Source organism: Streptomyces sp. CG 926, assembly GCF_003148825.1.
GTDB lineage: Bacteria > Actinomycetota > Actinomycetes > Streptomycetales > Streptomycetaceae > Streptomyces.
Genome location: NZ_QGGZ01000002.1, coordinates 440,972 through 453,501, shown reverse-complemented (window position 1 = coordinate 453,501; position 12,530 = coordinate 440,972). Strand labels below are relative to the sequence as shown.

The window sequence follows — 12,530 nt, the reverse complement described above, 5'->3', positions numbered from 1 at the left end:
GGTGGCGTTGCGTCAGTCGATGGCGCCCGCGTACTTCACCTTGTCGAGCAGGATCCCGGGGGAGATCTCCGCGGTGATGTTCTCGGTGCCCTTGGGGAGCTCGAACGCGTCGACCCCGCTCGCGGTCTCACCCGGCATCAGGGCGCCCGTGATCGTCTTGGGCATGCCGAAGCCGTAGACCGGATCGGCGAGCACGCCCCGTTCGTCACGGACATCGGGGTGGACGTACCTCACCTCGAACGGGGCGGTCGAGTGGTTGGTGACGGTGACGGTGATCTGGACCGCGTTCTTGACGTTCTTGCGGTCGTACGCGTTCTTCGGCTCGTACTTCGTCGGGGCCGAGAGGCTCACCGTGACGCCGTTCGGGTAGGTGAAGCTCTCGCCGAACGGCAGCGCGCTGGTCAGGCCGGGAACCTGGGTGGGCGCCGCGGGCCTGGTCGGGGAGGGTGCGGAGGGTGCACTGCCGGGGTGGCGCTCGTTCTGCCTCAGGTCCGCCTCGACCTGCCGGTCGAGGCGACTGTCGGCCGAGTCGACGACCAGGAAGGTGAGGAAGAGGCCGCCGACCGAGGCGAACAGACCGAGCACGGAGAGAACGGTGCCGACGACGGCCACCGACTTGTTCGGGGCGCCCTTGTTGGCGCGAACGACGCCCCCGATCCCGAGGCCCAGGCCGACGGCGGCGATCAGGGTGCCGGCCCAGAAGAGGAACGGGACGACACCGAGGAGGATGCCGAAGCCGCCGGTGATGAGGGAGGCGACGGCCAGGCCGTTGCCGGTCGGGGCGACGTGCGGGTATCCGGGCCGGCCGGGGTACGGGGCTCCGGGGTGGCCGGGGGTGGGCCCGCCCCACGGGGTGCCGGGTGCGGCGGGTGCGCTGAAGCCCGCGGGCGCAGGCGCGGGCGCGGGGTCGGGGGTGGGCGCCGCGGGTGTGAGCGGGGCGAACCCCGACGGGGTCGGAGCCGGCTGCGGGGCGGCGGCCTCGGGGGCCCGGGGTGCGGCCGGGGTCTTCTCCGGCGAGAGCGGCTGCGCGGGTGCCGGTACCGAGTCCGTCTCGGGTATGTCCGGTGTCTCCGGTGTCTCCGGTATCGGGGTGCCCGCCGGTTCGGTCGGCGGACCGACGGGAGTGCTGGGCGGGTTCGGCGGGGTGCTCATACCGGCGGGGTCGTCCTCTTGTCGCGGCAGTCCTGATCTCCGCAAGAGTGCCATGCGCGTACCCCGGGCCCACCCCGAATCCCGCCCGCCCGGCCCCGGGTCAGGGCCGGGCGGGCGGGCGTGCCTTGGAGCTGCTGCCCTACAGCTGGTAGCCGAGCACCGTCATCATCCCGGACTCCGAGTGGTAGACGTTGTGACAGTGCGTCATCCACAACCCGGGGTTGTCCGCGTCGAAGTCCACCGTCAGCCTGCGCCCCGGCAGGAGGATCGCGGTGTCCTTGCGCGCCCCGCCCTCCTGATCGGCCAGTGCGAAGGTGTGCCCGTGCAGGTGGACCGGGTGCCACATGGGCGTGTTGTTGGCGAACACGAGCCGGACCCGTTCGCCCGCCTTCACCGGGTGCCGCTGGTCGGGGGTGTACGGCTTGCCGTCGAAGGCCCAGTTGTAGGCGTTCATGTTGCCGGTGAGCCGGATCTGCACCGTACGGTCCGGGTCGCGCGGGGCGAGCGCGACGGGTTCGGCGGCCTTGAGCGCGTCCGCCATCAGCGGCGGCCCGTCCAGTTCGGCCGGCCGGGTCGCGGCCGTGGGCGCCGTCCCCGACCCGGTGCGCAGCACCGCGAGCGCCGAGCCCTCCTTGCCTTCGGCCAGCGCGGTGAGGGGGAACACCCCGTCCTTGGCGGTGACCAGGACGTCGTACCGCTCGCCCATGCCCAGCAGCAGCGAGCCCGTCGTCGTCTGCTCCACCGGGTAGCCGTCGGTGTGGGTGACCGTCAGTTCGTGGTCGCCGAGGGCGATACGGAAGGCGGTGTCCCCGCCGGCGTTGATGATGCGCAGTCGGATCCGGTCGCCGGGCTTCGCGGTGAGGACCGATGGGTCGTCCGCCACCCGCCCGTTGATCAGGTAGTGCGCGTAGACCACGTCGCCCGCGTCCCCACCGAGGTAGTCGCTGTGGCCGCCCATGGCGACGTTCGAGCGCTTCTTGCCGCCGCCGGGGGAGGCGGAGGGGGAGCCGGAGCCGGAACCGGAGGCGTTCGGGCCGTGGGCCGCGTGGGCTCCGCCGTTGCCGTTCATGCCCTTGCGGAGCTCGGCGAGGACGGCGTCGGGGGTGGCGCCGTCCACCCCGTCGATCCAGTCGTCCAGGACCACCACCCACTCCTTGTCGTAGGAGAGGGGCTCCTTGGGGTCCTCGACGACGAGCGCGCCGTACAGGCCGCGGTCCTGCTGGACGCCGGTGTGCGGGTGGAACCAGTACGTGCCCGGGGTCGGGACGGCGAACCTGTAAGGGAAGGACCCGCCCGGGGCGATGTCCCGCTGGGTCAGTCCCGGGACCCCGTCCATGTCGTTGCGCAGCGCGAGGCCGTGCCAGTGCATGGAGGTGGCCTCGGGGAGGTTGTTGGCCAGGGTGAGGGCGAGCGTGCCGCCCGCGGTGGCCCGGATCTCCTGGCCCGGCAGCTTGTCCCCGTACGCCCAGGACCGGACGGTGATGCCGGCGCCCAGGTCGAGCGGGGTGGCGGTGGCGGTCACCTTGACCTCGGTGAGGGGGCCGGTGGCCTTGCGGGCGGCCTCGGCGGCCCGCACCTCGGGCCCGGCCGGGTCGACGTACCCCTCGGGCACGCCGGTGGCGGCGCCGCCGTGGTTCATCGAGCCGTGGCCGGCGGCCCCGGAGCCACCCGATCCGCCGGAGGCCCCGGAGGACCCGGCCGATCCGGAGCAGGCGGTGAGCAGCCCGGTGCCGACGACGGCCGCGGCCGCTCCGAGCACGGTGCGACGGGTGGGAAGAGGAAGGGCGCGCGGCGGAAGAGCGCGCGGCGGAAGAGCGCGCAGCGGAAGGGAGCGCATGGGAAGAGAGCGCATGGGAGCACCTCAGGGGTGTGGTGTCACGGGTACATGGGCACGGAGGGGCGCCGCCCCGGGCATGCGCGGGCATGCGGGGGCGGCGGCACCGGCCTATACCCGCAGGACCGCCAGCCTGGTGAGGAGCTCGCGGGGCGTGGGCGGGTCCGGGCCTCCGCCGGACCGGCCCGGTATGCGGGCCGCGCCCCCGAGCGGCGCGGCGCGTCGGGATCCGGTCCGGCCGGTGCCGATGAGCAGCACGACGAGCCCCGCGAGCACGGCGAGACAGACCGACGAGGGGTCCATCTCGGTCGCGGGCATCTCGTACCCCCACACGGGGACCGCGGGGGAGGGCACGCCCGTGGCCACCGCCGCGGTGTGGCGAGTGCCACCGTGCACGGCCGGAGCCGGCTGCTCCGCCGAGGCAACGGAGTGGGCCGGGGACACGTCTTGCACGGCGTGGGACTCAGTCGGATGGCCCAAGGTGTGCATGGTGACGATGCCCAGCAGCAGCGCGGCGAGCAGCAGCAACCGGGATCCCGGGGCGGCTCGCTGAGCACTGCGCGTCATGACGGGAACCCTACCGGGGGTGGGTATCCGATCGCAGGACCGACCCCCGCGTCTGCTTAGGATTAGTCACACTATGTCCACACATGGGCTTTCGCCGCGGACCGCTTGGCCGGTCGCCACCCTGATCGGTCTCGCCGCGGCGGCCTACACCGCGTGGGTGCTGGAAGTCGTCCTCTCCACGGGCCTCAACCCCATCGAGACGTACGTCAGCGAGCTCGCCGCCCAGGACCAGCCGCTCGGCGGCCTCTTCCGGGCCACCGACTTCACCGCCGGGCTGCTCGCCTTCTCCGGTGGTCTCCTGGCCCTGGTCCGGTTGCTGAAGTACGCGGAGTCCCGCCGCTCCTGGGCGGTCATCGGCTGGGCCGGGGTGACCCTCTTCGGCGCGGCCACCGCCGCCGACGCCTGGTTGCCGCTGAGCTGCACCCCCACCGTGGACCCCGAATGCGCCGCCCGGGAGACCGCCGGACTGGTCCCCGCCACCCACCAGGCCCACGCCGTCAGCAGCAGCCTCGCCATGACCGGGGCCCTCGTAGGCCTGGTGGCCCTCACGGTCGCCGCCCGCCGCTACGGCTGGTTCGCCCCGCTCGCCCGCTACGGTCCCGCCCTCGTCGCCCTCGAACTGCTCGCCACCGTCTGGACGCTGTCCGCGATAGCCCTGTTCACCGCGGGGCGCGGTACCTGGGCCCTCGGCGCCGGTCAGCGGCTCCAGGTGCTCCTCGTCGCCCTCTGGTTGGGCCTGCTCGCCTATTCCGTCCACAAGGAAGGCCGTACGTGAGTGTCACCGGTCGGTTCGTCCGCGTCGGCTCCGCCGATGGCGGTGGGGCGGACGGGGTTCCGCTGCACGTCGTCGTCGAAGGCCGCGGACCCGTCTGCGTCCTCAGCGCAGGCCTCGCCATGGCCTGGTTCGACTGGGACCCGGTCGTCGCGCCGCTCGTCGCCGCGGGCCGCACCGTCGTCCGCTTCGACCGCCCCGGACACGGTCTCAGCGGCCCGGCCACCGAGCCGCCCACCACCGCCGGGGAGGCCCACCGGATCGCCGGGCTGCTCGACGCGCTGGACCTCGGCGTCCGCGCCGCCGGCCCCGTCACCGTCGTCGGGCACTCCATCGCCGGGTTCCATGCCGAGGCCTTCGCCCGCCTGTACCCCGAGCGCACCGCCGCGCTGGTCCTGGTCGACGGCAGCGTCGAGGAGTCCCCGCGTACGGTCCTGCCCGCCGCAGTGCGTACCGCCGCCGCCCGCGCCCTCGGCCGGGCCGTGACCGCCGTCGGACTACCGGCCGCGCTGGGCCCGGCGGCCCGGCGCGCCACCGTACGGGCCTCCCGCACCGGCGGCTCCGACCCGGCCCCACGGGACCTCGTACGCCGCTGCTACCGCACCGGCCGGGTCTGCCGGGGCACCCTGCTGGAGAACTCCCGCTACCTGGACATGGCCGCCGAGCTGTCGGCCCTGCGCGGGACCCACCCGCTCACCGCCCCCACCACCGTCCTCGCCGGCCACGACGGCTCGGCCGGCCGCTCGGCCCTGCGTTGGCTGTCCCGGCAGGCGGACCTCGCCGACCTGCTCGGCGCCCGCTTCGAGGTCGCCGAACCCGCCGGACACCTGGTCATGCTGGACCGCCCGGGCCAGGTGGCGCGGACGGTCCTGGCGACGGCCGGGCAGGAGGTCGTCCGTCCCGATCAGAGCCGGGCGTAGACCTTCTCCACGAAGGTGGCCATCTGGGGGTCGGTGAGGTGCACGGCGAGGTCGGCCTCACTGATCATGCCCACCAGCCTCTTGTCACGGATCACCGGCAGCCGGCGGATCTGGTGGCTCTGCATCTCGTCCAGCACGTCACCGACGTCCGCGCTCGCGTCGATCCAGCGCGGGGTGCCCTGGGCCAGGTCACCACAGGTGACCTTGGCCGGGTCGTGGCCCTTGGCCACACAGTTCACGACGATGTCGCGGTCGGTGATGATGCCGCACAGCCGCTCCTCGGCGTCACTGATGGGCAGGGCGCCCACATTGAGCCGGGCCATCAGCTGGGCGGCCCGGTCGAGGGTCTCGGTGGCGGAAATCCACTGGGCCCCGGGGTGCATGATGTCTGCGGCGGTGGTCATCGCTGAACCTCCTGAGCACGCCGTCCGACACCGGGCGCGGTCACGTCCGGTGCGGCGTCCCCACCGGCGGAGCACACGCGCGTACGGGTGAGAGGGCGCCTCTCACCACGGTACGGGCGTGTCCCGTCACCCGCGCGGCGCGGCTCCGCGCTGCCGCAGCATGTCCTCCATCAAGGTGAGCTCCGAGCGCTGCGCGTCGACCATGCCCTGCGCCAGCGCCCGCTCGACCGGGGTCTCGCACTGCTGCGCACAGCCCTCGGCCATCGCGACGCCGCCCTTGTGGTGGTCGGTCATCAGCTGGAGGAAGAGGACCTCCGCGTCCCGGCCGGAGACGGCACCCAACCGGTCCAGTTCCTCCTTGGTGGCCATGCCGGGCATCAGCGCGCCGGACCCTGCGCCACCGGTGCTCGCGCCCGCGTCGGTGCCGTGTCCCGCGTGGCCGCCGTGGCCGCCCGAGGCCCCCATCCAGGACATCGGCGGCTCGTCGGCCACCACCTTCGGCAGCCCCCACAGGTCCAGCCAGCCGAGCAGCATGCCCCGCTGGTTGGCCTGGGTGTTGGCGATGTCGTAGGCGAGGGTGCGTACCGCCTCGTCCTGGGTGCGGTCGCGGACGATGAAGGACATCTCCACCGCCTGCTGGTGGTGCACCGCCATGTCCCGGGCGAAGCCCGCGTCCGCGGACCGGAGCCCCGGGGTGCGGGGCGCCGCCGTACCGGCCGACGGACCGGAGTCGGCGGCGCCGCCGCCGTTCGCCGCGGCCACCGTGGCGGCCGCCGCGAACAGCAGGGCCAGCAGGACGGCCGTGCCCGCGACCCAGTACGTACGGGGGACGGGGCGGTCGGCGCCGGTCGGGCGGCTCACTTGCCGGCCAGCCCGCTCGTGCAGGCCGCGCCCGGCTCCGGGGTCTGCTCGCCCTGCACGTACTTCGTGAAGAACGTCGACACCCGCGGGTCGTCCGCGCTGTCCACCGTCAGCTGCTTGCCCCACGCGCTGAGCATGATCGAGCCGGTCTGCTCCTTGATCGGGCTCATCAGCGTGTACGGGGTCTTGCCGACGGTCGCGGCGAGCTTGTCCACGTCGGCCTTGGCGGCCTTCTCGTTGTACGTCACCCAGACCGCGCCGTGCTCCAGCGAGTGCACGGCGTTCACCTCCGGCACCGGGTTCTTGTAGACGTCACCGTTGCAGTTCATCCAGCGGGGGTGGTGGTCACCGCCGACCGGCGGGTTCATCTCGTACTTCACGGGGGTCTCGACGTGATTGCGGCCGAGCTTCTTCACGTCCCAGAGCTGCTCGCCCTCGACCGGCTGCTTGCGGATCTCCTCGGCCTCCTTGCGGGTCTTCGCCGCGGCCGCCTCCTTGCGCTGCTCTGCCTGCTTCTGGTCGATCAGCACCCAGGCGCCGAAGCCGACGAGGCCGACCACGACGGCCGACGCGGCCGTGATCGCGATGGCCTTGTTGCGCCGCTCCCGGATCTGCTCGGTGCGGCGCATCTCGGCTATGCGCGCCTGGCGTGAATTCGGGTCGGTGTGCTGGTTGGTCCTGCCGGACTTGCTGGCCATGTGCCCTGGTTCCTTCTGCTGAGGGGGGTGGATGAACGCGAAACCGAAACGAACCGGACCGCTCAGGTCCGCAGCACCTGGAGGGCATACAGGTCAGGGGCGCGCGGCGGAGCCCCGTACAGCGGGATCCGCGACGCCCCGGAGACGATCGCGGCGGGCGTGGGCGCACCCATGGGGCCGGTCACGGCGGGTGGCGGCACCGGCAGCACACCCGGAGTGACGCGCCGCAGCGGCGAGCAGCCGGGCAGGTCGTACGGAGACACGCAGACGGCGTGCGCCGGCGCCCCCGCCCGTACCTCCGCGCCCGGCGACGCGACGTGCGACTCGCCCGAGCGCGCGCACAGCAGCACCGCGCCGGCCAGCACCCCGAAGACGATCAGCAGGACGTCACGCCGAAGCCCGGGACGTCCGTGACGCCCCGGCCGCGTGTGCTGCCGACCCCCCATGGGCGCAGATGGTAATGCTCATGACGGCTCCCAGGTCAGTGCGGGGGTGCCGCGACCTTTACCGGGTGCGTAATGTGGCGGAAACCACGACTGGCGATACTGGGCGCGCCCGACTGTGCCCCCACTGTCGAGGCGGTGGTGCACAGGCCGTCTGAACTGCGAGGATGAAGGCATGGACAAGCAGCAGGAATTCGTCCTCCGGACGCTTGAGGAGCGCGACATCCGCTTCGTGCGCCTGTGGTTCACCGACGTACTGGGCTTCCTCAAGTCCGTCGCGGTCGCGCCGGCGGAGCTGGAGCAGGCCTTCGACGAGGGCATCGGGTTCGACGGCTCCGCGATCGAGGGCTTCGCCCGGGTCTACGAGTCCGACATGATCGCCAAGCCGGACCCGAGCACATTCCAGATACTGCCGTGGCGCGCGGAGGCCCCCGGGACCGCCCGGATGTTCTGCGACATCCTGATGCCGGACGGCTCGCCGTCCTTCGCGGACCCGCGCTACGTCCTCAAGCGCATCCTGGCCAAGACCTCCGACCTGGGCTTCACCTTCTACACCCACCCGGAGATCGAGTTCTTCCTGCTGAAGGACAAGCCGCTGGACGGCACCCGCCCGGTCCCGGCCGACAACTCCGGCTACTTCGACCACACCCCGCAGAACGTGGGCATGGACTTCCGCCGCCAGGCGATCACCATGCTCGAATCGATGGGCATCTCGGTGGAGTTCAGCCACCACGAGGGCGCCCCGGGCCAGCAGGAGATCGACCTCCGCTACGCCGACGCGCTCTCCACCGCGGACAACGTCATGACGTTCCGTCTGGTGATGAAGCAGGTGGCGCTGGAGCAGGGCGTCCAGGCCACCTTCATGCCGAAGCCGTTCTCGGAGTACCCCGGCTCGGGCATGCACACCCACCTCTCCCTCTTCGAGGGCGACCGCAACGCCTTCTACGAGTCGGGCGCCGAGTACCAGCTCTCCAAGGTCGGCCGCTCCTTCATCGCGGGCCTGCTGCGCCACGCGGCGGAGACGGCGGCGGTCACCAACCAGTGGGTCAACTCCTACAAGCGCATCTGGGGCGGCTCCTCCCGCAGCGCGGGCGCGGGCGGCGAGGCCCCCTCGTACATCTGCTGGGGCCACAACAACCGCTCGGCCCTGATCCGCGTCCCGATGTACAAGCCGGGCAAGACGGGCTCCTCGCGCGTCGAGGTCCGCTCGATCGACTCGGGCGCCAACCCGTACCTCACGTACGCCGTCCTCCTGGCGGCCGGCCTCAAGGGCATCGAGGAGGGCTACGAACTCCCGGCGGGCGCCGACGACGACGTCTGGGCCCTCTCCGACGCCGAACGCCGCGCGATGGGCATCGAACCCCTCCCGCAGAACCTCGGCGAGGCCATCTCCCTGATGGAACGCAGCGAACTGGTCGCCGAAACCCTGGGCGAGCACGTCTTCGACTTCTTCCTGCGCAACAAGAAGCAGGAGTGGGAGGAGTACCGCTCGGAGGTAACGGCCTTCGAACTCCGCAAGAACCTCCCGGTCCTGTAAGGGCAGGTCAGAGCCCCTGCGGGCCACGCACAACACTCCGGGCCGGTGGTCGACGACCACCGGCCCGAAGCTGTCTCATTCCCCCTGGGCCGTGGAACCCGAGGCCTCGTACATCCCGTCCACGGCCTTCCGGGTTCGCCCCTCGCTGCTCGGCATCAGGTGCGTGTAGACCCGGAGCGTGAAGCCGGGGTCGCCGTGCCCCAGGTACGTGCTCAGCGCCTTCACGTTCTCGCCGGCGTCCAGCAGCACCGAGGCGTAGCTGGCGCGCACACGGGCACTGCGGGCGGGACTTCCCCAGGGGGAGTACTAGGTCAGGGAGGGCCCATTCTCGAAGAGATCGCCGTTGAGCTGCGCACTGCCCTCGCGGCCGGCCGTGACGTAGTCATGGATCACGGGTTCTGGACCGTCGACGAGCGCCAGGAGTGGCGTCGTATCGGCGAACAGCCGCCTAGGCTTCACGGCCACCCGCAACACTCGCAGATTGCTTCGTCCGTGAGATTCACGGCGTCCGGGTGCGGACGTTCTGCCTCTCGCAAGAGCTCAATTACGTCACTCGTCTGCTAGGTGGCCCCGACACCTGCCCGTCATACCGGACTTTCGGCCCCCGCTCACCGGGTGAGTGCGCGACTCGCTTCTCCACTGCCTCAGCTCCGGAACCCGACCGGTCCTGAAACACCGCTAGCTCATCGGGGTGCTGTGCTTGTAGTAGATCAACATCAACGGCGGCGCTACTAGCGTCCCCAAACCGATTGCGGACATGAAGACCTTCCCCGTCGTGTTCAAGTCTTCATAATTCGTGGATCCCTGTCGGTATATGAGCCATCCGGCAAGCACTATTAGACTGCCTAGCAGAACACAAAGGGCTCTGTCCGAGATGTCACGGTTGAATCCCGAATCAAATATCCAGACGATCCCTCCCAGTGTCAGGATCGCCGGAAGGAGCCCGAGGAGGCAGGCGCAGGTAAAAGCAGCGACCTGCATCAGGAATCCCACAACGCCCCCGGCAGAGTTTACGAACCCAGCAATCGTTCCTGCTGTAGCGATCACCCAAAGCACGTTGTCGATACCGGACTTCAGTGCGGTGAACGTGGAGTGATTCTGCCGGTCCGGTGGCTGGGCGGGAGGGCTGCTTTGATCAGCCATATGATCACCCACTCATCCCCCAACTCCTGTTGTACACCGTTGCGGACCAATCCGCATCCCGACGTTGAAGGAGGTTCCTCATGGTCGTGGCTACCTCGAACCTCTCGTCCGTGGGATACCGCCCATCCGTTCCCGCCGCCAGTGCAAGCCAGGAAAACGTCGCGCGGACAATGGATATGCATATGCCCACCTGCGGAACTGGTTACGCGGACGCGGCATCACGCACCGAATAGCCCGCAAGGCCATCGAATCCTCGCAGTGACTGGGCCGCTACCGCTGGACCATCGAACGGCCTAGCTTGCCGGCTGCCGCCGCCGCCTCCGCGCTACGAACGCAAAGCAGAACTCTTTGTAGAGGCGCCTGCCTGACGGCGCTGTTGGCGACCCGGATGGCCAGGGGAGTCTCCGTGCTGACCTGTCGAGCCACGTCAGCAGTGCGGCCATCTCACTCGTGGTCAGGACAACCCAGCCGCGCATGTCGTTGTAGTGAAGCCGGGGTCGCCGGTGCGTCGACACGCGTTGCGGACCCCGTGGGACCTGTGCGGGCCGGAGGGGGTCGGCGCCGCTTCGGGCGTCGCTCCTGCCCTCGGCCCGCTCCGCCCGCGCTGCGCCGACGCGCGCCCACGCGGTCTAGGTTCGGCCTGTGAATCACAGCCTTCCCCATGCCGGGGCGCCCCACGAGCGTGACTTGCCGCCCTACCAGGTAGTCCTGGCGGAGACCGATTGGCGTTCGCTCCAGACGGCTTTCGGGAGCGGTGAGGACCTTCCCGGGGTCCTGGCAAGGCTGTTGGAGCCCGATGCCAAGGTTCAGGTCTCCGCTTTGTCGGAGCTGGGTGAACTGGTCGGCCACCAGAACACCCTCTACGAGGCCACCGCCCCCGTCGCCATGTATGTCGCGGGCATCCTCACCCACCCGGCGGCTATGACCCTCCGGCCCTATCGCGACGTCCCCATCCGCGCGACGCTGTTGAACTGGTTGGCTTACACGGCCTACGACGCCTCCGACGAGATCGTGGGCCGCACGGAGCAGTACTTCCCTGGCTTCCTCACCCCCGGCAGCATCGTGGCGGCCTTCAGGGACCTGCGGCCGATGCTTTATCGGGCCGCCGTGCCCTTCCTCCGAGACAGCCACGAGGACGTGCGTGAAGCCGCCGTTGTCGCCGCGCTCGTCCTCGCCGAGCACCCCGTGCTCGCCGAGCACCGCGATGACCTCGCCGTGCACGCGCGCGCCCTCCTGGACGCCGGCGGCGACGACCCGAACCGGCGTGTTGCCCGGAAGGCACTCGAAGCATGGGGCCACGACGTCCCCGATTCTGAGCCTGTCCAGGAGGGGCTCTGGGACCGGGGGCCGCACAGCGACGGCCGAGGCGATCTCGAAGCCCCCTTCTGACCGATACGCACACGGCTCACCGGCGGACCACCCTCGGCCGCCCTCCCGAAAGTATTCGGTTCTCGTGCCTTCGGGGGTGGGGGAGCATGGGCCGGGTGGAGATTCTTTCGTCCGTCAGTGACTTTCGTGTCATGTTCGTCCCGCCGCATCCTGATGCCGTCATGAGCCCGTGGGGCGAGCTGCGGGTGTTGATCGACGGGCGGGACGTGCTGGCGGAGATCCATCCCGATGGGGTGTCGAGCTGTACGCGGGGAGAGTGGTTCGGGCCGGCCGAGGAGTGGCCGTTGACCGCCTCGGACGAGCCGCGCAGGGTCGAGCTGAGCAACAACGACTGCGTCACCGACTGTTGTGGGGGCATCTTCGTCACCATCCGACGCCGGGCTGATCGGGTGGAGTGGACGGGCTGGGAGAACACCGAGGACGTCCGGGTCCCCGTTCCCGGCGACTTCCACTTCGACGCCGCCCGGTACGACGCCGAGCTGGCGCGGGCCGTGGCGGACGACAGCTGGGAGGAGCCCGTGGACGGCGTCGCCCGGCTGCTGACCCTGGCGCTCGCCGAGTCCGACTGCTTCGAGCGGTGGGGGTGGCGCGTGTACCTCGTCCTGCCGCAGCGCGGGCGTCGGCCCGCACGGGTGGAGGTGCACTTCACCCCTCGGGGGGCGGCACCGGTGCCCGGGAGCGTCTATGTGCAGGACGTTCCGGTGGCGCGCTATGTGCCCGCCGCGGAACAGGTTCGGCGGATCGTGGCAGCGGTCGCGGCCGACGACCCTCAAAAGACGGCCAGGCTTCTGGGTTGAGTCTCCCGTGGGG

14 protein-coding genes and 1 pseudogene are annotated in these 12,530 nt (G+C 71.0%); 6 read left to right on the top strand and 9 right to left on the bottom strand.

The window, feature by feature from the left end; genetic code table 11:
* Window positions 1-12 precede the first annotated feature (12 nt).
* From BCL76_RS07130 to BCL76_RS07120, 3 genes are all read right to left on the bottom strand, one after another.
* Entirely contained in the window at window positions 13-1,152 is a 1,140-nt protein-coding gene (locus BCL76_RS07130; RefSeq protein ID WP_109778659.1) for a DUF4352 domain-containing protein, read from the bottom strand.
* A gap of 139 nt (window positions 1,153-1,291) precedes the next feature.
* Entirely contained in the window at window positions 1,292-3,004 is a 1,713-nt protein-coding gene (locus tag BCL76_RS07125) for a multicopper oxidase family protein (protein WP_375137890.1), read from the bottom strand.
* 93 nt (window positions 3,005-3,097) lie between these two features.
* Window positions 3,098-3,553 carry a hypothetical protein gene (locus tag BCL76_RS07120; protein WP_146228334.1) on the bottom strand — a complete coding sequence of 152 codons (456 nt, stop codon included), beginning with the start codon at window positions 3,551-3,553 and terminating at the stop codon, window positions 3,098-3,100.
* Between the two features lie 73 nt (window positions 3,554-3,626).
* On the opposite strand from BCL76_RS07120, the gene BCL76_RS39610 reads away from it, so the two are divergent.
* Together BCL76_RS39610 and BCL76_RS07110 are read left to right on the top strand one after the other, a co-directional pair.
* Window positions 3,627-4,328, top strand: a complete 702-nt coding sequence (locus BCL76_RS39610; RefSeq protein WP_258309399.1) for a DUF998 domain-containing protein — start codon at window positions 3,627-3,629, stop codon at window positions 4,326-4,328.
* Window positions 4,325-5,245: an alpha/beta fold hydrolase gene (locus BCL76_RS07110; protein ID WP_258309398.1), complete on the top strand. Its 921-nt coding sequence runs from the start codon at window positions 4,325-4,327 to the stop codon at window positions 5,243-5,245. Before BCL76_RS39610 ends, BCL76_RS07110 begins: the two co-directional genes overlap by 4 nt.
* Here BCL76_RS07110 and BCL76_RS07105 read toward each other — a convergent pair.
* The 4 genes from BCL76_RS07105 to BCL76_RS07090 all read right to left on the bottom strand — a co-directional run bounded on the left by BCL76_RS07105 (window position 5,230) and on the right by BCL76_RS07090 (window position 7,654).
* The gene (locus tag BCL76_RS07105) at window positions 5,230-5,649 is read right to left on the bottom strand and encodes a CBS domain-containing protein (protein WP_109778654.1); all 420 of its coding nucleotides are present in this window, start codon (window positions 5,647-5,649) and stop codon (window positions 5,230-5,232) included. The two genes, BCL76_RS07110 and BCL76_RS07105, sit on opposite strands and share 16 nt — an antisense overlap.
* Window positions 5,650-5,775: 126 nt before the next feature.
* Entirely contained in the window at window positions 5,776-6,510 is a 735-nt protein-coding gene (locus BCL76_RS07100; RefSeq protein ID WP_109778653.1) for a DUF305 domain-containing protein, read from the bottom strand.
* Entirely contained in the window at window positions 6,507-7,208 is a 702-nt protein-coding gene (locus tag BCL76_RS07095) for a DUF3105 domain-containing protein (protein WP_109778652.1), read from the bottom strand. Before BCL76_RS07095 ends, BCL76_RS07100 begins: the two co-directional genes overlap by 4 nt.
* Window positions 7,209-7,270: 62 nt before the next feature.
* On the bottom strand, window positions 7,271-7,654 hold the full coding sequence (locus BCL76_RS07090; RefSeq protein ID WP_109778651.1) for a hypothetical protein: 384 nt from the start codon (window positions 7,652-7,654) through the stop codon (window positions 7,271-7,273).
* Between the two features lie 172 nt (window positions 7,655-7,826).
* Here BCL76_RS07090 and BCL76_RS07085 point away from each other — a divergent pair, with 172 nt between their 5' ends.
* Window positions 7,827-9,188 (top strand): glutamine synthetase family protein, encoded by a 1,362-nt coding sequence (locus BCL76_RS07085; RefSeq protein WP_109778650.1) that lies wholly within the window; start codon window positions 7,827-7,829, stop codon window positions 9,186-9,188.
* 75 nt (window positions 9,189-9,263) lie between these two features.
* Here BCL76_RS07085 and BCL76_RS07080 read toward each other — a convergent pair whose 3' ends face one another.
* Both BCL76_RS07080 and BCL76_RS07075 read right to left on the bottom strand, forming a co-directional pair.
* Window positions 9,264-9,458 carry a hypothetical protein gene (locus tag BCL76_RS07080; RefSeq protein WP_375137889.1) on the bottom strand — a complete coding sequence of 65 codons (195 nt, stop codon included), beginning with the start codon at window positions 9,456-9,458 and terminating at the stop codon, window positions 9,264-9,266.
* Between the two features lie 408 nt (window positions 9,459-9,866).
* Window positions 9,867-10,331: a hypothetical protein gene (locus BCL76_RS07075; protein ID WP_146228332.1), complete on the bottom strand. Its 465-nt coding sequence runs from the start codon at window positions 10,329-10,331 to the stop codon at window positions 9,867-9,869.
* A gap of 205 nt (window positions 10,332-10,536) precedes the next feature.
* Between BCL76_RS07075 and BCL76_RS40475 the strand changes: the two are divergent.
* The 3 genes and pseudogenes from BCL76_RS40475 to BCL76_RS07065 form a co-directional block, all read left to right on the top strand.
* A pseudogene (locus BCL76_RS40475) lies at window positions 10,537-10,699 on the top strand (IS5/IS1182 family transposase); the annotation flags it as partial.
* Between the two features lie 274 nt (window positions 10,700-10,973).
* Complete coding sequence (locus BCL76_RS07070; protein ID WP_109778648.1) at window positions 10,974-11,720, top strand: hypothetical protein; 747 nt, start codon at window positions 10,974-10,976, stop codon at window positions 11,718-11,720.
* Window positions 11,721-11,851: 131 nt separating this feature from the next.
* Window positions 11,852-12,517 (top strand): hypothetical protein, encoded by a 666-nt coding sequence (locus BCL76_RS07065; protein ID WP_109778891.1) that lies wholly within the window; start codon window positions 11,852-11,854, stop codon window positions 12,515-12,517.
* Window positions 12,518-12,530: the final 13 nt, after the last annotated feature.